Annotated in this window: 16 protein-coding genes; 5 read left to right on the top strand and 11 right to left on the bottom strand. The window is 38.6% G+C overall.

Annotated elements, in window-relative coordinates; all coding sequences use genetic code 11:
• Window positions 1-54: 54 nt before the first annotated feature.
• The 11 genes from JKG61_RS20730 to JKG61_RS20680 form a co-directional block, all read right to left on the bottom strand.
• Window positions 55-1,224, bottom strand: a complete 1,170-nt coding sequence (locus JKG61_RS20730; protein WP_202104922.1) for a FecR family protein — start codon at window positions 1,222-1,224, stop codon at window positions 55-57.
• Between the two features lie 122 nt (window positions 1,225-1,346).
• Window positions 1,347-1,943 (bottom strand): RNA polymerase sigma factor, encoded by a 597-nt coding sequence (locus JKG61_RS20725; protein WP_202104921.1) that lies wholly within the window; start codon window positions 1,941-1,943, stop codon window positions 1,347-1,349.
• Between the two features lie 435 nt (window positions 1,944-2,378).
• Window positions 2,379-3,209: a hypothetical protein gene (locus tag JKG61_RS20720; RefSeq protein ID WP_202104920.1), complete on the bottom strand. Its 831-nt coding sequence runs from the start codon at window positions 3,207-3,209 to the stop codon at window positions 2,379-2,381.
• A 10-nt stretch (window positions 3,210-3,219) separates the two neighbouring features.
• On the bottom strand, window positions 3,220-4,935 hold the full coding sequence (locus JKG61_RS20715; RefSeq protein ID WP_202104919.1) for a GMC oxidoreductase: 1,716 nt from the start codon (window positions 4,933-4,935) through the stop codon (window positions 3,220-3,222).
• A gap of 25 nt (window positions 4,936-4,960) precedes the next feature.
• Entirely contained in the window at window positions 4,961-5,473 is a 513-nt protein-coding gene (locus tag JKG61_RS20710) for a gluconate 2-dehydrogenase subunit 3 family protein (RefSeq protein ID WP_202104918.1), read from the bottom strand.
• A gap of 68 nt (window positions 5,474-5,541) precedes the next feature.
• A complete protein-coding gene (locus JKG61_RS20705; protein ID WP_202104917.1) occupies window positions 5,542-7,245 on the bottom strand; it encodes an FAD-dependent oxidoreductase in 1,704 nt (567 codons plus the stop codon).
• Between the two features lie 55 nt (window positions 7,246-7,300).
• On the bottom strand, window positions 7,301-8,332 hold the full coding sequence (locus tag JKG61_RS20700; RefSeq protein ID WP_202104916.1) for a phosphodiester glycosidase family protein: 1,032 nt from the start codon (window positions 8,330-8,332) through the stop codon (window positions 7,301-7,303).
• Between the two features lie 19 nt (window positions 8,333-8,351).
• The gene (locus JKG61_RS20695; RefSeq protein WP_202104915.1) at window positions 8,352-9,263 is read right to left on the bottom strand and encodes a DUF5017 domain-containing protein; all 912 of its coding nucleotides are present in this window, start codon (window positions 9,261-9,263) and stop codon (window positions 8,352-8,354) included.
• Window positions 9,264-9,398: 135 nt separating this feature from the next.
• A complete protein-coding gene (locus JKG61_RS20690; protein WP_202104914.1) occupies window positions 9,399-10,973 on the bottom strand; it encodes a RagB/SusD family nutrient uptake outer membrane protein in 1,575 nt (524 codons plus the stop codon).
• A 17-nt stretch (window positions 10,974-10,990) separates the two neighbouring features.
• The gene (locus JKG61_RS20685) at window positions 10,991-14,416 is read right to left on the bottom strand and encodes a SusC/RagA family TonB-linked outer membrane protein (RefSeq protein WP_202104913.1); all 3,426 of its coding nucleotides are present in this window, start codon (window positions 14,414-14,416) and stop codon (window positions 10,991-10,993) included.
• Window positions 14,417-14,532: 116 nt separating this feature from the next.
• On the bottom strand, window positions 14,533-15,705 hold the full coding sequence (locus tag JKG61_RS20680; protein WP_202104912.1) for a FecR family protein: 1,173 nt from the start codon (window positions 15,703-15,705) through the stop codon (window positions 14,533-14,535).
• Between the two features lie 203 nt (window positions 15,706-15,908).
• On the opposite strand from JKG61_RS20680, the gene JKG61_RS20675 reads away from it, so the two are divergent.
• The 5 genes from JKG61_RS20675 (at window position 15,909) to JKG61_RS20655 (ending at window position 19,605) form a co-directional block, all read left to right on the top strand.
• The gene (locus JKG61_RS20675) at window positions 15,909-16,493 is read left to right on the top strand and encodes an RNA polymerase sigma factor (protein WP_202104911.1); all 585 of its coding nucleotides are present in this window, start codon (window positions 15,909-15,911) and stop codon (window positions 16,491-16,493) included.
• A 229-nt stretch (window positions 16,494-16,722) separates the two neighbouring features.
• The gene (locus JKG61_RS20670; RefSeq protein WP_202104910.1) at window positions 16,723-17,583 is read left to right on the top strand and encodes an ABC transporter ATP-binding protein; all 861 of its coding nucleotides are present in this window, start codon (window positions 16,723-16,725) and stop codon (window positions 17,581-17,583) included.
• A complete protein-coding gene (locus tag JKG61_RS20665; protein WP_202104909.1) occupies window positions 17,570-18,373 on the top strand; it encodes a hypothetical protein in 804 nt (267 codons plus the stop codon). The genes JKG61_RS20670 and JKG61_RS20665 overlap by 14 nt, the downstream gene beginning before the upstream one ends.
• A complete protein-coding gene (locus JKG61_RS20660; protein ID WP_202104908.1) occupies window positions 18,373-18,744 on the top strand; it encodes a GntR family transcriptional regulator in 372 nt (123 codons plus the stop codon). The genes JKG61_RS20665 and JKG61_RS20660 overlap by 1 nt, the downstream gene beginning before the upstream one ends.
• A gap of 12 nt (window positions 18,745-18,756) precedes the next feature.
• A complete protein-coding gene (locus JKG61_RS20655) occupies window positions 18,757-19,605 on the top strand; it encodes a hypothetical protein (RefSeq protein ID WP_202104907.1) in 849 nt (282 codons plus the stop codon).
• Window positions 19,606-19,778: the final 173 nt, after the last annotated feature.

Below are 19,778 nucleotides of genomic sequence, written 5' to 3'. Positions count from 1 at the left end.
GACTTTTTAGATCGGGAGTGTTGGTAGCACTTCCGATTTTATGAGACTACTTCTTTAATTCATAACGATAACCCTCCCTTCTTCAATTCTGAATTTGTAGTTTGATATTTTTTCTAATTGCCCCAATAATTCGGACAACTTACGCGTCCTGACAATGGATCCTGTAAAACGATCCTGCGTATAGTTTTTAATTTCGAATCCGTCGATATCGTACCATGTTTTTATTTTGTTCAACACCACTTTAATATCGTCGTTTTTAAACCGGAAATACCCCTCTTTCCAAGCCAGAACCTCTCTGAGCTCAATCTCTCTAGTCTCAATCTGGTCGGAAAAAGTATGGGTCACGGATTGCATATTTGGCTTCAATAACTCCATGTTATTTGCCGTATGAACTTCAACGGACCCCGAAACCAAGGTGGTAAATATCTTATCGGTTTCGATATTGGTAGCTACATTAAATTCTGTTCCTAAAACCCTTATGGCTGTCCGCCCACTGGATACTATAAAGGGCTGTAAAGGATTGTGCTGTACTTCAAAATAGGCCTCACCATCTAATGTAACGGCTCGCTGTTGGGATGAAAAAACAGTCGGATAGGTGATCTTGGAACCCGAATTTAGCCAAACCTTGGTCCCATCGGATAAGATAACGACAGATGAAGTCCCCTTAGGGGATAAAAATGTATGATTCTTTGTATGCTTGCCGTCGCGCGTATTGATCCTAAAAGTAACCTCACCGGTAGCGGACAAGACCAGCTGTATACCTTCACGGTCCAGCAACTTCTTGTCAGATTTCATCAGGTCTAGGGAGCTCCCATCCTCCAGTATAATCACCGCCTGTTGCCCTTCTGGTAACTGTATATCATTATCTGACAAAACTTGAGCATTATCAAATTGGCGCTGTAAAAAGAATAAACCTATAGATACAATCAAGAGAACAGAAGCTGCAAACAGTATAGTCTTTTTTAGATTAAAAAAACGACTCCTTCTGACGAGAGGCTCTCCCATAATCTGCTCCCGTATTCTTTCATAGTTTTTATTCTGGTCAAAATCATCCTGTAATAATCCTAGAGGTTCTTTACCGGCATACCCTAATCTATCTATAATATCATCTAGTATAGCATCATCTTCTTTTTTGATTCTCCGTAACAAATCAGCTAATTCTGTCTTACTGATGGTGTTTTGTAGATATTTTGAAAATAGATATGCAAGTCTATCCTGATCCATATTTCTCTTTTTTAATTCTTAGCTATAGTCGCTTATAGTACAGAACCCTAAAAAGAAAAAAAAGGACTAGTCCTTTTTTATTATTTTTACAGAGAAAAGAAAATTTAAAATAAACAACTGAATTACAGCGATATAAAAAGAATAAAAAGAAAATAATTAATATCCAGAGGTAAAGAGCGGATTGTTTTCAAAGCCTGTATAAGGTGATTTTTGACTGTGTTGGGTGATATATTGAGTTTTTCTGCAATCTGTTGATGGGTATAGCCCTCGAATCGACTTAATCTAAAAACTTCACGCTGCCGCTCAGGTAGTCTGCCCAATATTTTTTCTAAATATAATCCAAGTTCCTTATTGATCAACTTCTCATCCGGAGAATCCCCAAGTCGCGATATATTTTCCCAAAGAAGGTCGAAAGAAGAACTGAAAGTCTCGATATCTCTTAATTTATTAAGGGCAGTACGCTTGGTAAGCACATATAAATAGACCCATAGGTCTTTATTGACATCCAGCTGTCTTCTGCTTTTCCATAGTTTGACAAATACCTCCTGAACAATATCTTCGCTCCACCCTGTATCTTTCAACAGAACCAATGAAAAACGATATATACGAGCAGAATACATATCATAGACTTCCTGAAATGCAGCTTCGCTATCTGTCCTCAATAAGCGGATAAGTCTACCCTCTATACTTTCCATCCGGTTTAAATCTGCAGGGATCATGTCCCTAAATTATATATTAAGATTCTTAAGTTTCGAAAATAGATTTTTATTAGAAATGCCGTACATCATTTTATCTCCTAAAGTCTTTTCGGGTTTATTTCGGTTATATAGACAGTGGGCATTACAAACCTAAAATTACCAATTTAAATGAAATTATAAAAAATGTTCGCCATGATTACATTTCTCCTAAATTCATATAAACACCAAAAATTAAACAAGAAGATCAACAAATTCTGAGTGTTGTATACATTTAGTCCCCTTTAAGAGACTAAATGTACACAACACATACAAACGGTAATTAAAATAAAAAACGAATAAAAGTAATCATTAACATATAGATAAAACAACAAAACACTATTATGTTTTTGTTAAGATCTCGATAAGGGCGATCCTAGATGTAGTTATCGGGAGATATACAGCGGCAATTCTAACGGACTAAGGGATCGGAAACCGGCCGTAAATATCTATACTTTCTCCACCTTTTTTATTCAGTCTGTGATGTTGCTGTAGTGGAAAATGTTCTATTTGCGGACAACTCATTTCTATATGTCGACCTGTATTTAGTGAACGTTTGATTTCTTTGCCATTTTCCATTTTTAAAAGATAAGTATAGGCCCACTCTGACTTTATAACCTTGGTATTTGTGGGTTGCACCGGCTTATTTTCATTACCGACCTGATCAATAGCATTCACTCTTTTAAATTCGCCTGCTCGACCGAAAATATAAGCATCACAAGCGACCTCAGTCTCATACTTCTTACCTTCTCCCTCTACCGTGAACTTTAAAACACCATCCCGTATGATCTTTACTGTAATAGAGATAACATCCCCTGGGTACCAGTAATATTGGGGCTCCGGAGGACCAGAAATCCAAGTAAACTTCTGTTTACTTTTGCCATAAGCGTTACGCCTAAAAAAAGGACGATATGCCTTACGTTCTTTTGATATTGTACCATCTGACTCTTTGATTACCTCCCAAGTCAGACCAATATCTGTCTCTTGTCCATCCATATTTCCTCCCATGTATACCGTAGGATTATCTAAGAACTGGCCCGGTTTATTCGTATTGACCCGATTCTTATCGAATTCAATTACAGGCAGTCTGACTCTGCCTGTAATGCCAGTCCAGTGATCAAGGTCCGAGACAACCTTACGATAATAGGCTCCTGGATAACAAGGCCTTCGCGTAGTAGAATCCACCCTATCTATCGAAGCAGAAGGAGGGAAACTAATCGATAAAAACAACAACAATATAGCTGCTCGCATAACTTAGCTTTTATAAATTTCTCTTTTTCATTTCACCCAAGGCGTAGTTAGCTGCCCGCGCAGTGAGTGCCATAAAAGTTAAAGTAGGATTTTGTGTAGATGTGCTCGTCATACATGCCCCATCCGTAACAAAGACATTCTTACAACTATGGATCTGATTCCACTTATTAACAATAGATGTCCTGGGATCGACTCCCATGCGGGCGCCCCCCATCTCATGTATATCATTTCCAGGTCTTCTCTTATCAGGTACTTTTTTGATATTGGTAAACCCTGCCTTATCAAACATATCACCCATTTCCTGAAAGTAGTCATCTCTCATTTTTCTATCATTATCGTCATAATCAACGTCGATACGCAATAGAGGAATTCCCCAAGAATCCGTCTGTAAATTATCCAAAGTAACTAAATTGCTCTCCTTAGGTAGCGTTTCGCCCATCATATAAGAAAAAATACTCCAAGGGCCCAATCTAGGATTTAACAGACTGTTCTTCAAATCAATACCTACAGCCTCGGGATCAATCAGTTCTTTTCGCTGTGTACTTATCCCTGCAGACCACCCGCGGAGAAAATCAGTATCCTGCTTATGAAGATTTCTGAAACGAGGCATGTAAGCTCCTGCGGCAGGGTTTCTACCTGTGGTCTTATAGTTCTGAAAACCTTCATATTCTGCCATGACCAATGCAGTATAGTTATGAAATGCTACATATTTTCCCAACAATTGATTATCATTGCCCAACCCTTCCGGGAAACGGTTTGATTTGGAATTCAGAAGAATCAAATTGGTATTTAAAGTAGATGCATTAAGGAATATAACACGTGCAAAATAATCTATTTCTTCTTTACTATTCGCATCAATAACCTTAACGCCTACTGCTTTTTTCGTTGTCTCTTCGTACAACACAGAATGAACTACAGCATGAGTCCTTAAGGTCAAATTACCCGTTTTCTTTGCCCATGGTATCGTCACCGCATTAGCACTATAGTATCCTCCGAATGGACATCCTCTCTGACAAAGTAAACGATTGACACAATCCGTCCGTCCCTGTTTAAAATGTATGGGCTGTGCTTTGGACAAGTGAGCACAACGTGCACTGATCACATGGCGACCTGGAAAGTGGTTAGCTACGGTTTCTTTTAGGTGCTGCTCTACCCTACCCAATGGAAATGGAGGAAGGAACTCTCCATCCGGAAGCTCTGGAATATTATCCTGATTTCCAGAAACACCTATAAAGCGTTCAACATAGCTATACCATGGAGCAATATCTGTATAGCGTATAGGCCAATCCACGGCAAAACCGTCACGGGCAGGCCCCTCAAAATCGAAATCACTCCATCGCTGTACCTGTCTCGCCCATAAGAGAGACTTTCCACCCACTTGATACCCCCGGATCCAATCAAAATCCTTAACTTGGATGTAAGGGTGCTCTTGGTCCTTGACAAAAAAATGCTGTGAGTCTTCTTTGTATGCATAACATCGGTTTACGATAGGATTCGTAACTTTATCTTCATAGGGCATTTCTAATCGATGCTCAAACTCATAAGGATACATATTGGTGGTAGGGTAATCCTTGATATGTTCCACATCCCGGCCTCTCTCTAAAAGAAGGGTACGAAGTCCTTGCTCACTAAACTCCTTTGCTGCCCAACTACCGCTAGCACCCGAACCAACAACGATGACATCATATGTGTTGGCAGATTTAACTTTATTTATATTGAATGACATATAAATTCTCTTTACAATTAAGATTTTATGATGATAGAGCTACATCTCCCACATACCGATCTGGCACCAACTGGTACGGTACCAAATCAGTCATGACATATTTTGATTTTAGATACCCTTGGATGACCCTTTTTTTGGTGATCTTATAAAATAGATCTACATTTTCTATATCTACTTCTCCCATGCTTTGCAACACATGGGTACGTTCTTTTAAACTGGTATTTTCAAACGCTTTTTCCAACCTCTCCTGTGCCCACTTGCGAAACCGGCTAAGTCCATCGCAAAACTGCGCCTGTTCGGTAGGACTGTGGCAATCGTCCAGCATTTTTAAGACAAACTCATGAAGACCTAACTTTTCACTCCCTAAAGTGTCTGTCTGTGGTATGATAGTCTCTGCCAAAACTTTAAGAAAAACAACTTCTGTAGCCTTCAGTTTGAAATTATTGTAGTGTACTGTTTGATCCTCGCCGCATCCTGATATTACAAAAACACCTCCCAAAAGCAGCAATCCATTTTTCAAAGCATCTCTTCTGTTCATTTATCTTTATTCTTTAAAAACATGCTATACATTAAAACGTGAACTATAAAACAGCAGGTTTTTCTCCCTTAGTCTTTCCAACGTATGTCAATCCCTTGTGTCTTGATAAAAGCTTGAAAGTCAGTCAATAGTTCTCTATTCTGTCTTACCTCTCTAGGGCTTACACTCTTTTCTTTAGCGTAGACTAGCAACAAACCGACGGCTTCGCCTATACTCCACTCTACCGGATGCAGCCTGTAACAACCGTTCGTAATATGTGTCGTCCCTATATTCTTGTTTGCTGGAAAAATATTTTCCATGCGTACGGGAATCAATGCCCCTAGAGGTATTTCAAATTTTAAAGACGGAAAATCAATAAAATTCACACGCTGGGTAGGGTGTAAATCTATGGGGTAATAACCTATACCTACACTGTCATAAAAACTCGCAGCCTTATTTGGATTTTCGCCTACTTTTATCGCTTTTGCTCTATTATCTTGACCGACATGCTGTTCTACAACAGTAAATAGTGCTCTGATCCGTCTAGCTTCACGTACATAAGGATACTTAGCAAAACCATCGACTGTACCCAACGCGTCTTTATTGAGGCATAAGCCAGGCCACCCTTTACCACCATCGGGCCTTGGGGCTTCAGTCTGTAACCAATACAAAAGTGAAAGCCCCAATTGCTTTGCTGAATGAACATGTTCTTTAAACTCATTTTCAGAAGCTCCTATAATATTACCTAACATATAATCATTCTGAGGCCAGTTGATAATAGTAATATCACTTTTATAAAAATCTTGCTCAAAATTCCGCTTATCAATAATTCGCCTGTAACTCCATAGATTGTACACAGGGGCAGTGCTTGCACCTGTGGGATCAAATGCATAGGTCTTTGGCTGTAATGTACGTGGATCCGAATATACCAGACTCAGTAACTTACCTGGCCAAGCTGGTTGGATTTGTGGTATATACTTTGACCAGAAATTATAGTCTGCCGGTTTTTGTGCATAATCTTCACGGTTATGGTACTCTAATGCGAAACATGCGGTAAAAGCTTGGTTATCGTGTGGGTTACCTATTTCAGGAGCATGCAACTCGCCGGTCTCTGCTTTGGACTCTGTACCTGTGACATACTCCGTACCCGTCAATGGTAACAGATCCCCCAACTCGGTTGCATCGATAAAATAGGCTGCTTCGATCTTGTGCAATTGGGAAGAACGCAGATCTCTGACTGTCACCGTATTTACAAACTTACCTTTGGTGTCACTAGAGACAAGCTTATGTTCCAAAAGTAAATTGAGCTGTCCGTTGGAAATATAAGGCGATAGCATCTCATACAAAACCGCCAACCCTACTTTTGGCTCATGACAAAGTCTAGAAACCCAGCCGTTTCCTGGATTTAATATAGGATTATCCTTCGCTGCTTTTGTGAGTGGGTAATTTTTAAAATAATACTCCCTAACCTTTTGGCGATAAACTAAGTAAGAGGCTGGCGCTCCATGGGTTTCGATACTAGCATGCTCATCGGGAGGAACAGCCTGTTGAGTCATCTGCCCGCCGATCCAATCTGTCTCTTCGGTCATAATGACGCTATGCCCATTGCGAAGTAAAGCTAAGGCGGAGGAACATCCTCCTAATCCTCCTCCCGCAATCAAAACATCAGTTTTATGCGCGGCAGCATTAATATGAGTTGGAGTAGCGGCTATGGCCGGTAAACGGGGAATTGCTGTAGTGGCGATTGTTCCTCCTGCAATAGCTAAAGACTCTAGAAAGTTTCTTCTCTTCATTTCTATATACTTATTTTTTTATATTTTATTAATATGTGCTAACCGATACATTATATTATCGGCCCTTCAGAATAATAGCGCTGACTACCTTTCTTTCTCCATTTTTATCGGAAGGAGTGATCACCTGCTCTCCCCCAATAACCATAGATGACGACCCTCCACCATCGAGATTGATAGCACCCACACATCCAACCTCCAGCATCACGTCTGCTAATTCTCTCAATGTCAACCCATGAAATGACGGATTAACATTTCCCGTCTGCGCTCCCTCCGCAGCCAACAATACTATATTTCCATTACTAAGATGTCCAATTGCAGACCGGGCACGCTTTGCGTTGTTGTCTAAGTCGGCCAACTCTTCGTTATCTGTTATTTTGATCTGCCCTTTATGGATTAACATAGGACTACCACCAATGGCACTTCTTGGATTCCAGACAGCCCCTCCCTGAGGAAAAATTGCAGAAGGTATATTCTGTGGGGCCAAACCGAGCTCATTGGGACTCGGCTGTGGGTATTGATAAAGAACCCCATTGCCGGCCCCTACACTGTATACCCAAGATACAGAAGGAGCAAAATCACTGTTAAGCCCAAAAGCCGCCCTAGTAGGATAATAAGGTGTATTGACATTATTGAAAGGTCTCTGCAAGCTCTTGGTATTAATAGATTGTATAGCCGTATTGTATATGGCTAAGCTTAGGCTTGTATTGCCTGAGAAAAAACCAGCATTCAAGCAAACATAAACATCACCAGACTCTGCCTTAAAAAAATCCGTAGGGGTCTGGGCTACTTTTGAAACGATAGGTTTAAAATCTATATTATGCTTAGGGTTGAAGGCTACTAAACAGATATTGGAAACCTTTCCATTAATCTCCCTATGGGTTCGATATACCTCTATGCCTTTAGGAAATGACTTCATAAGAGATTCCTGCTTTTCCCAAGTTTCGTTTAATGAAACAACCCCCTTCCCATTTTTATATTTATCAAGTTGATATATCGAGTAAAGGCCTGTATCTTCTTTGCTATCGCAGGCAGAAAGCATCACTAGGGTAATAAACCATAAAGAATATTTTAAACTAAATCTTACCATAATATGAGTTAAATATTTCTTATTCAACAATGACCTTTACGGTCTGAACAACTTCTTTTTGATCACTATAGTTGGCATTTACAAATACAAAAGTAACTTCATACTCACCTGCTTCAGTGAAGGCATATTTAAATTCTTTGAGCGGACTATCAGGATATTTTTTTATAGCGACGCCCCTATCAGGAGCAACTTTATTGGGATCAAATCGTTTTGATACCACCCATTTCTCCACGTCATTTAAATTACTTTCGGGAACATAAGTAATCATGTCTGAATAACCTGTTAAATTCCACACGCCCAAATCTGGATCTGATGAAAGATTAGTTATTGCTTGCCAGCCTGCTTCTGCTCTATTAGTAACCGGAATTATTTCACTTTCGGAAAACTTATTGTGTATATTGAACTGATATACACGCCAAGTACGTTGCTGGGCAGTTCCCGTTGTTGATTTTGCTCCTGCATACTTAAATCCAAAATACAGTGGACGCCCCGCAATTAACAGATCGGTTACATTAGCATCTTTGGAAATAAGGCGAGTTCCTGTGCTCCACTCCAGTCGGTCACTGATATCAGTCCAAGTCGCCGCTGTCAAATCGTCTTTGGTATACTTGCCCGAGAAATCTGTGGACATCAAAAGTTTTAGATTATCTTTTTGTACACCATACAGTACATTCGTTTCGATATTGACTAATAAATCACCGCCTTCTAATAGTACACGATCACGATGTCTATATTCATGTCCGCGCTCTCCCGAATAAAATGTAATCATATCTGCATCCCCCTGAAATTGAAAACGAACAGAGTCTTTTACACGGTATGTAGGCTGATTAATGTGGACGGTAGACTGGGGTATGGAAATCACGTCTCTCTGACAAGAGATCGACATAACTGCTAGTATTGTGAAAAACCGTATTATTCTTAAGTTAATCATATGCATATATTTAGTTATAGATAGCATTTTCTATTTCATATGTTTATTATTTTTTCTTTAATGACCATCCGCCAGTTGGCGGACTCATGCGTGTTTGCGTTTCGCTAAACAGGAGTATTCCATAAAATAAATTGGTTACCATCCTGAATTCTGCTCCATTAGCTTGTTAACAACCATTTCACTTCTTGGCACAGCAAAAAGTGTATCTCGGGGTTTTATATTCTCAGCTGTTCTAAATCCATATTGATAATCGGCAGCGGCAGATGCCTTATAGGACTTAAGCCCTTGCATAGTCTGAAGAAATATTCCCCAACGTATGAGATCATGCCTTCTCAGTCCCTCGAATCCAAGTTCGAAAGAACGCTCTTTCTGGATAGCCTCTTGAAAATCAACAACATCCAATCCTGTTGGAAGATCAACATTTGCAGTAGGCACTGCTCCTGGTAATAAATTACCGAAGCCCCGCTGCCTGACTTGATTTACACACCATTCTGCTTGTGAACTTCGTCCTTCTGGCGACATATTATCGGCTTCGGCAAACATTAACAATACATCAGCATAGCGCAGCAATGGAAAATTAATAGTGGTTGTATTAACACTCTTCTGTGGTGTGATTTCATACTCTCTACGCCACTTGGACGCGGATCTATTGTAAAAAATGGCAGCTGCATTACCAGCATAAACGATTCTTCCTGTTGCAGGCTCATTCTCATAATAATAATCATTAATATTCCAATCCCTACGTAGATCACCGACCCCGAACGAGTCGTAATAAGGCTTCATTATCTTTTGAGCACCGTAGCTATATCCTACTAATTTATTACTTGTACCTATACCATTGATTGACCCCACGTTGCCTTCCTCATATTGTGATCCTGACATATATGAAAATTCGACTTCCCATATAGATTCCTTGGTATCATACACTTTTTGAGCATGATTCTTGAACACTTGGGTATAATCTGGATTCAGGGTATGATACCCAAGGTTAATCACTTTTTCCGCCCATTTTTTAGCTTCTGCATACCTGCTCTTATCACGTAGAGGTGCGCCTGCCATCTTTAAATTAACACGGGCTAAAATACCCCAAACTGTGGATTTGGAGACGCGTCCAGCATTTTTATAGGCCGTAACGTCACCGACTAGGTCGGCAGCGGAGGTCATATCTACAATAATCTGGGCATATATATCTTTCAACTTAGCGGGTTTCATATCGACCTCTCCGGGTGTCTTTGTAGACTGCAAACGTAAGGGAACGCTCCCCCAATTGGATGTTAAAAGAAAATAATAATAGGCTCGCAAAAAGAGAGCCTCTCCTTTATAATTATCCCGCAGCGTTTCTGAGATATCAGACTGATCAATTCTTTCCAATAACATGTTTGCTCTATTAATACCCTGATACAAAATTGACCAAGTATCCACGAGCTTCTGATCGCCGATATCATAGTTGTATAAAGCAATATCCTGCCCTGTACTAGAAAGTGCCATATAACACTGATCACTCATATCCATTTCAAAAAAAAGATATCGACCATAAGCGGCTCTATTTCCTAGAATATCGTATACACCGGCCAAAGCGGAGAAAACTTCCTTTTCCGTCTTATAATAGTTAACGGGGGCAACAAAATCGGTCGGATCTTCTTTTAAAAAATTACTACATCCACTAAAGAGAATCATTGCGGATAAAGTACCTATTATTATTTTTTTCATTGCGCTCTTATTTAGAATTAAAAGGTCATATTTAAGCCAAAAGTATACGTTCTAGCACGGGGATAAGCTGAATAATCGAACCCTGCAGTAAGGGCTGAGTTGCGGATGGAAACTTCGGGATCATATCCAGAATAATTAGTCCAGGTATACAGATTCTGTGCCGACACATAAAGCCTAAGCTGAGCAAGCTTGATCTTTTTTAAATAGTCTAACGGTATATTATAACCGAAAGCAGCAGTCTTTAAGCGTATAAACGAACCATCTTCTACCACTCTATCTGAGTATGTTTTGTACAAGGCACCTCTGGCCACAGGAAGTTTTCCATCTTGATTATCAGGCGCCCACCTGTCTTTATAAGATGCGAACTGATTGATATTATACTTATACCCTGACTCCATAATAATACGGTTAGCATTCATCACATCATTACCATAAGACCATTGTAGAAAGATATTAAGATCAAATCCCTTATATGAAAAATTGTTGGACCATCCTCCAAAATGCTTGGGTAGAGGATTACCAATGACGACCTTATCATTATCATCAATAACCCGATCTCCATTCAGATCCTTGTACTTAATATGCCCAGGTTGTACATTAGCTGTACCATTTGTACTTATAGTAGGTTTTAACGTATAATTGATCCCATCAAAATCAAAATCGTCGTAGGTATATACTCCATCCCACAATACCCCATAAAATTGAGAGACAGGTTTATTCAACTTGGCAATATAACCGTGCACACCACGCCAATCATCCCCCCAAGTCATAGCCGTAAGGCGTGATGTCTGATTGTCAACGAGTTCCAAAACTTTGTTTTTATTAAATGAGATATTAAAATCTGAAGTCCAAGTGAATGTCTTTTTTATAGGTACTAGACCCAACGTTATTTCTAGTCCGTCATTCTGTATTTTCCCAATATTTTTGATTGCACTCGGATAACCTGTAGATGGTGATAGCTCTGCATTCATCAGCAGATCATGGCTCTTTTTCCGATAAAAATCGATCGTCATTGCAATCCTATCATTTAAAAAACCGACATCAAGCCCTAGATCGATCTGCTCCGACGCTTCCCACTTTAACGCTTCATTTCCTAAGGAAGTGGGAACAACTCCCCGGATTATATTATTACCGAAGCCGTAGCCAGTAGTATTTAAACTCTGTAGTGCAGCGTGTGCTACAAAGTTGCCTATAGAGTTGTTTCCGGTTTTGCCCCAAGAACTCCGAAGTTTTGCATTTGACAACCATACAAAAGATTTCATAAATGACTCGTTATTAAGGCGCCATGCAGCAGCTACAGAAGGAAACAAACCATATATATACTCTCCTAGAAATCTAGAGGATCCATCCAGTCTATTTGTGACAGTCAATAAGTACCTTGAATCATAAGAATAGATAGCTCGCGCCATAAAACTCGCCATAGATGATGCGGAGGTGGACGATGTTATAAAATTGGGTTCACCCTCATCTAATCCAGATAGCCCTAGATTTTCATTTTGAAGTCTTATAGCTGAAGCTCCGAAACTCAAACTAGAAGCTCGCTCGGCCGTAAAGGCTGCCATAGCATTCAGATAATGCTTCTTGTTAAAAGTTTTTGTGTAATTCAACTGGTTAGAAATATACCATCGGTTTGATTCAATAAAAGAGCGGGAGCCATTGATTTGATAATTTGACAAAGGATGCCCTGTACGCGATTCTGATCCATTAAAAGCATCATACCTCCTAGCACCTCTATGGTATGTCCCAGAAACTTTAAACTTAAGGTTACTTAACAGGTTGTAATCGGCATATCCATTAACAAAAAAAGTAGTTCCATAGTTTTCACGTAGTTCATTTTTGGCCGTGAGGATAGGATTAAAACGCTGATCATTGGTCTGATCAATCTCTGGATCCAGCCCTTCTTCTAAAAAATTCTCATTGGTAACGGATACCGGACGGAAAGCCCAAACATTGAACAGTAGATTTATTTCATGACTATAGGTGGAAGTTGACGTAGGTGTACCATAATTGGAGTAATTGGAATAATTAGCATCAAGACCAACTTTTAATTTTTTATTGATCTGCTGATCCAAAGTCATTCTTCCTTGAATACGCTTAAACCCCGAATTAATTATAATACCACTTTGATCTATCGCTGAAACGGATGCACTGTACTTGGTTTGCTGGTTTCCACCCGACAAAGAAAGATGATTGTTAAACATCGGAGCAACACGCATTACCTTGTCTTCCCAATTTATCCCGTCCAATAACTTATAATCTTCCATATCTACGTCCCCCCCCTGTAGATATAGCCCCATTGTTCTCAGAGGATCTATCTCTTGTTGTAATTTTACAAAATCGAAGGGGCTTAATACCTTTTGTCTTTTAGTACTGTTCTGAAGTCCAAAATAACCGTTGTAGGTGACTTTAGGAGCAGATTCTGCGCCTCGCTTAGTCGTAATAATTACTACACCATTTCCCCCTCTGGCACCGTAAATAGCAGTAGCTGATGCATCCTTCAGAATATCTATAGATTTGATGTCTGCGGGGTCAATACCATTTATTGGATTTATCTCACCCGTATCCCCTCCGGTCTCGACCGGCATTCCATCAATGACATAAAGTGGTCCTGTATTTTGTGTAATCGACCCGACTCCTCTTATCACAATATCAATTGAAGCCCCTGGCTGCCCTTCCGATGACGTGACTTGCACGCCGGCTACTCTACCGGCTAGAGCTTCATCAAAAGACTTGACCGGAGCCTTTTGTAAATCTTCCATCTGTACACTTCCGATGGAGCCAGTGAGATCAGATCTTTTCTGTACGCCGTAACCAATGACCACTTCGTCGATTTGCTCAACGCTTGAGTACATAATTACATCTAATAACGGCTTCCCCATCGCTTTTCTTTCTACAGAAACATGTCCAATGGTCGAAAAAACTAAAATAGGGTCATGAATAGTTCCAACATTAATTATGTAGTCTCCGTTGGCTTTTGTTTGCGTCGAAATAGTGCTCCCTTTTATAGATATAGTCACACCTACCAAAGGATTACCTCTAGCATCAACTACCTTTCCTTTGATAATTGACGACTGTTTTTCCTCTTTATCTTTCTTATTTTCATCTCTCTCTCCTGATCTATGTATATCTGGTCTTATAATAATGGTTTCATTGTCCACAAAACAACTAATAGGTACGGTCATCATCAACTTATCCATAACCTGTTTAACAGACAGGTTCTTAACCTGAATATCTACAGTGAGATTGGCGATGTCTTTATTATTCAAAAAGTAGGGTACCCCACTCTGCCTCTCTACTTCAAGCATCACCTGAGCAAGAGTCATTCGACCTCCTAGCAATGTCACTGTCTGGGCATAACTACTGGCAAAAAGCGTAGAGATATTGAAAACTAACAATACACTTATCGACCTTAATATCAATGACAATTGATATAGGGAAGACATAAATTTCATCGTTTTGATCATTATAGTGGTTTATTAATCGAATTGGTTGTTTATCTGTTTACCATATTCCAGCTGAAGCAACTTCAAGCCAAATCTGTGAACGTCTATGTAAAAAATCACTCCATAACAATTAGTTTAGTTATTTTTTCCCGTTGGTCTATTTTGAATGTCAACCCACTTATTCCCATAATCTGCATGACTTCTGATAGTTTTTTTGATCGGCTTATCGTTCCATATATATGGATAGCGGGAAGTTTATCCATATTTACAACTTCAAAGTTATACCATCTTCCCATAGCGAGTATGGCATCTCTAAGTTCGGTTTCGTAAAAAACAAACTTATTAGCTCTCCATCCCACATACTGGTCTGTAAGCACATGTCGTCTTGTCAACTGTCCATTTTTCACTATACTCTGCTCGTTGGGTGTTAGGTAAACAGATTCTTTTTCTGTGTTGATTTTAACACTTCCTTCCAATAAGGTCGTGGTTGTAGAGAAGTCTTCTTCGTAAGCTTTAATATTAAATTTTGTACCAAGTACTTCCACTTCCTGTCGGAGGGTTTTAACGATAAATGGACGGCCTTTATCTTTAGCGACATCAAAGAAGGCCTCCCCTTCCAACGTTATTAATCTTTCATTCCCAGAAAATTTCTTAGGGAATGAAATTTTAGAATCTGCATTTAACCAGACATGTGTACCATCAGACAATATCAATTCATAGGTGCGTCCTTTGGGAGTTGACAGCTCTAATGGTTCATCATCCTTTATATAGTTTCCCTCGATAACAGCCCCATTTTTATATTTCAAATTATCGGAGATCACAACAGTGTGCTCCGTCATTTTGAGTTCGACGATTTTTCCTCCATGCATCTTAATAGATGGCATCTCACCCGAAAGCTCAATAGTATCGATCTCCTGAACAAGATCTACAGCTTGTGACCTGTAAATATAAAAATAGAGTACAGCCGATATAATAATCAAAGCTGCCGCTTGATAAACCATCTTAATGCGCGATGAAAAAAAATGCTTATGTCTCCGTTGATTTATTTTTATCTTATCCAATGTCCGGTTCCGTAATCTGACAGAGAGCTTTCCACCCAATTCTCCATCCAGATTCAGCCATAACAGTAGATCTTGATGTAAAACCTCGCTATTATCAATATCTCTGAGTAACTCTAAAAAATGAACATTCTGGGACGCTAATTCTTCAAGCATGAACTGCTCTTTTCTATCGAGTTTACCTTCATATTTCTTACGAATCAACTTTGCTATTTCAGTTTTTGTCAACATTCTTTCAATTGGTCATATACACCTATTACAGTTGAGAAGAGTAAACCTTAGTAAAAAATATATTTTTAGTAGAAATGTTAACCAGCAGATGCACGTAGTTAAATAGAAACTGTGAGAATACCTAACCTGTTAAAAAGAGTAAAGGTTTTCAAACTTTGATAAATTTTTCATATCATTGGCAGAGACCTTTTATCCTTAGATTTATGAACCTTGATAACGCAAAATTATCAGAATTGCAACTAGGCAACGAAAATGGATTACGCTATTTTATGAAAAAACATGAAAAAAAATTGTTTTTTTTTGCTTATAAACTAACCAATAATTTTAGTCAGGCTGAAGAGATTGTATCTGATTCGTTTTATAAGCTCTGGAATACCAGAGAGCAAATTCCTAACATCTCCTATGTGAAATCATTTCTGTATCTGGTAACTCGGAACGCATGCTATAACCATAATAATACATCATACGGAATGACAGAAATTGTTCCTGAAGAGTATTTTATTCCTATCGAAGAGAAGGAGACGGATATATTAGCTAAGATAATATATATGGAGCTTCTAGATGAGTTGCTTATAGAAGTAAATAGGCTACCAAAACAACAAGCTGATATATTTAGGATGTCCTATATCGAGGACATGGATGTAACCGAAATATGTGAGCTCTTAAACACTTCTAAAAACACGGTGTATTTCAGTAGATCAAAAGCACTGGCCACCTTAAAAGAGGTATTCAAGAAAAAAAATCTAAAGCTATATCTTTATATAGCTTACCTTATAAGCTTAAAATAAATGACGACCATAACTCTTATCAAAATTTAAGCTTTGACCGATCCTATAACTCACGAATAGATGCACCTTCGCATTTAACACATTATCCCGATCTCCTTTCCGGAACAAACGAATATTGAGAAGAAAGGACAAGCTGTTCAAACAGAAAAAAATAATATTTTTTGAATTCTAAAAACTATCATTAACTTTGAGGTGTATTACATTAGTAATACACTAACACAATTGAAATATGATAGCCATAAAAAACTTACATTTTCACTATTTAAGAAACTATAAACCAGTCATTGACCAGTTATCTACCACGTTTTACCCAGGTCAGATTTATGGTTTATTGGGTCTAAATGGAGTGGGAAAAACCACGCTGTTAAAGCTGATAGCAGGTATCACCTTTCCAAAAAAGGGAGAAATTCGAGTATTTGATAAAATACCGAGTGAAAGAGAAGTAGGCTTTTTAAGTGACCTCTATTTTTTTGAAGACGAGGTACAATTACCTTCTTGGCCACTACAAAAATGGCTAAAAGTATATTCTTCAATATACACCAATTTTGATCAGATTCTATTTGAAGACCTCCTCTCCCAGTTTAGTATAGATCCAGATATGCATATCAGTAATCTATCGTATGGACAAAAAAAGAAATTGAATATCGCATTTGGCATAGCTACACGATCGCGTATCTTGTTGATGGACGAACCTGCCAATGGATTAGATATTCCTTCTAAAAGTCAACTACGAAGGGTATTGGCCAAGCATACTTCCCAAGATTCGGTGGTAATAATATCTACACATCAAATCAGAGATATACATCCATTGATAGACCATCTGTTGATTTTAAAAGATCACCGATTGGTTATAGACCAATCGATCGAGCAATTATCTAAACTGTTTAAAGTAACGACTGCCCCACAGGAGCACGATACCATTATATATACAGAGGAAAATATGTATGGCAGAAAATATGTGGTGAAAATGCAGGAAAACTTGGATGAAAATTTATTTGATATTGAATTATTCTTTAATGCCGTTATAACCAATCTGGATACAACAACTATATCTGATCATATAAATACAAAGACTTATGAATCTATATAATAAAACAACTGCCTTAAAAGTAGTACTATATGAAATGTGGGCAATAAATAAAAATATTATTATCAGTATTCCGATTATCGTATTTGCAATCTTCGTAGGTGCTGCGTTTTGGTCGGGAGCACCTCTCCACGAACAGTTTATAAACAAAGAAAATTTTAGAACCAATCTGTTTTACGAGAACTTGCTGATCCGTCCAAATCAGGGAAAAGTATTTGTTATACTGACAATCCCTGCATTTTTAATGTTGACTTTACGTGGATACCTCATTCAGCTCAATGAAAGCTTCAATACACTGACATACCCCATATCGCCTTCCGAACGGGTGATTGGCATCGGCTTATTTACAGGATTCACTTACCTACTAACCATCGTATCGATTATCTTATTTGACCACCTCTTGGTTGCTTTGTACAAACATCTTTATCTTGAAGATACGCGGACCTATCTCGAGCACCAAGGTCAATTTTATTATCAATTTGGTGAATATAGCGCGTTTAATACGATAACAACGCTACAGCTGAAGATTTTCTCTACGGTCTTATTGATGATAATACCTTCTTACGCCTTATTTGTCTTTATGTTAAAAAAATACGCCACAATGGCATTTATAGTACTAGGTATCGGTGCTTATATCTTTGTGATGACTTTTACCCAAGTAAACCCCGAGGGGACGATACAATATACAATCGATGGCACCGCGGTAAAATTGTGGCGGTATATCTACTATCTACTTTTGGTCTTCATGATCTTACTTAGCTTTTATTATAAACTAAAAGAAAAGGAGCACTAATGGAGTTTAAAGAAGAAAAGGCAATTTATCTCCAGATCGTTGACTTCGTCAAAGAAAAAATACGGAAAGACGAATGGTCTGCAGATCAAAAAATACTTTCTGTACGCGATCTAGCATCCGAATTGGAGGTCACACCGAACACCGTGATGCGGGCATACGACCTGTTGCAACAGCAAAACTTAGTCTATAATAAACGTGGTCTAGGACTGTTTGTAGTCCCCTCCGCCAAAGAGAAGATAACAGCGCTGCAAAAAGAACAGTTTATGAATATAGAACTGCCTCGCTTTTTCAACCAACTGGAAATACTTGATATCTCCATGCATGAAGTGCTGGCACAATACAATAACAGAACTCAGACTACAAACGAATAAAATACTCTTGTGATGAAAAAATCAAATATAATCCTACTACTCAGCATAGCCTTTGCTATTACGTATTTCTTTTGCCCCGCGGTTTTTGGGATCATCAGTGTAGATTATCAGGGTAATCCGACGGATCCTATATCTAGATTCTGGCTCAATCTGTATCCTAATAATATCAACTTAAATGGAGAGAAAATCATTAAACATATAAAAATTATCGGCTGCAAAGAATCTACAGCTTCTTTGGAAATAAAAAAAGCAGGCGAGCATCTTTTAAAGAGTGATGATCAGCAAAATTTTGAATATAAACTGCACAAGGATACCTTAGAGATACAACTCAAGAAAGGAGACACCTATTTATATCTGGAACAACCAATGCCCATACAGTCGATATCCTGTACAGACCATGCTAATCTAAAATTAATTCCCGTACAACCTACTACGGATAGTCTACAACAACTAAACATAACCCTAGCCGACAAGTCCGTGTTAAGAATGGGAGAATACACAAAAAAACATGGAAATGGAATAATAAACGGATCTTATGGACCAATAAAAATTAAGAATCTAAAACTGAATCTGTCGCACCAATCAAAAGCTTATCTAAATGGAATACAAGCGGATGAATGTACAGCCGAACTAACGGACGCTTTTTTAAATTGTCAACAGAGTACGTACATCGATTCTTTAAAAATATATTTAAACGGAAAAAGTTCAATCAAAAACGCCTATTTAGCGACCGATTCGCGATGGATAGCAAACGCAAAACCATCCAACGAACCAAACATCGGGCATCTAATTGTATCGGGGAATATGACTTATTTCAACAAAAATTTTATCCGGCCACATACCCACATAACGACCAGATAACTATTAGCACAAAGCAGTGAAGAGACTATGTCAAATAACAAACTGCACGGCGATATCGATCGTTTAATATCCTGGACTCTGTACTTAGCGGAAGCTATTTTTGCTTTCTTAGCTGATGCTACAAGAAAAGCATTATATTAGTAAACACCAATATATACAGCACAGTTTGACCA

This window comes from Sphingobacterium faecale (assembly GCF_016746095.1).
Taxonomy (GTDB): domain Bacteria; phylum Bacteroidota; class Bacteroidia; order Sphingobacteriales; family Sphingobacteriaceae; genus Sphingobacterium; species Sphingobacterium faecale.
Note: the sequence above shows the minus strand (reverse complement) of the source record. Positions and strands in the feature narration are given on the sequence as shown.

What these genes read in the sequence shown, in the direction of transcription:
- JKG61_RS20725 (WP_202104921.1), bottom strand. Translation starts at nt 1,943, where the DNA reads ATGATCCCTGCAGATTTAAACCGGATGGAAAGTATAGAGGGTAGACTT.
- JKG61_RS20670 (WP_202104910.1), top strand. Translation starts at nt 16,723, where the DNA reads ATGATAGCCATAAAAAACTTACATTTTCACTATTTAAGAAACTATAAA.
- JKG61_RS20655 (WP_202104907.1), top strand. Translation starts at nt 18,757, where the DNA reads ATGAAAAAATCAAATATAATCCTACTACTCAGCATAGCCTTTGCTATT.
- JKG61_RS20685 (WP_202104913.1), bottom strand. Translation starts at nt 14,416, where the DNA reads ATGTCTTCCCTATATCAATTGTCATTGATATTAAGGTCGATAAGTGTA.
- JKG61_RS20700 (WP_202104916.1), bottom strand. Translation starts at nt 8,332, where the DNA reads ATGGTAAGATTTAGTTTAAAATATTCTTTATGGTTTATTACCCTAGTG.
- JKG61_RS20660 (WP_202104908.1), top strand. Translation starts at nt 18,373, where the DNA reads ATGGAGTTTAAAGAAGAAAAGGCAATTTATCTCCAGATCGTTGACTTC.
- JKG61_RS20730 (WP_202104922.1), bottom strand. Translation starts at nt 1,224, where the DNA reads ATGGATCAGGATAGACTTGCATATCTATTTTCAAAATATCTACAAAAC.
- JKG61_RS20680 (WP_202104912.1), bottom strand. Translation starts at nt 15,705, where the DNA reads ATGTTGACAAAAACTGAAATAGCAAAGTTGATTCGTAAGAAATATGAA.
- JKG61_RS20690 (WP_202104914.1), bottom strand. Translation starts at nt 10,973, where the DNA reads ATGAAAAAAATAATAATAGGTACTTTATCCGCAATGATTCTCTTTAGT.
- JKG61_RS20720 (WP_202104920.1), bottom strand. Translation starts at nt 3,209, where the DNA reads ATGCGAGCAGCTATATTGTTGTTGTTTTTATCGATTAGTTTCCCTCCT.
- JKG61_RS20710 (WP_202104918.1), bottom strand. Translation starts at nt 5,473, where the DNA reads ATGAACAGAAGAGATGCTTTGAAAAATGGATTGCTGCTTTTGGGAGGT.
- JKG61_RS20675 (WP_202104911.1), top strand. Translation starts at nt 15,909, where the DNA reads ATGAACCTTGATAACGCAAAATTATCAGAATTGCAACTAGGCAACGAA.
- JKG61_RS20715 (WP_202104919.1), bottom strand. Translation starts at nt 4,935, where the DNA reads ATGTCATTCAATATAAATAAAGTTAAATCTGCCAACACATATGATGTC.
- JKG61_RS20695 (WP_202104915.1), bottom strand. Translation starts at nt 9,263, where the DNA reads ATGATTAACTTAAGAATAATACGGTTTTTCACAATACTAGCAGTTATG.
- JKG61_RS20665 (WP_202104909.1), top strand. Translation starts at nt 17,570, where the DNA reads ATGAATCTATATAATAAAACAACTGCCTTAAAAGTAGTACTATATGAA.
- JKG61_RS20705 (WP_202104917.1), bottom strand. Translation starts at nt 7,245, where the DNA reads ATGAAGAGAAGAAACTTTCTAGAGTCTTTAGCTATTGCAGGAGGAACA.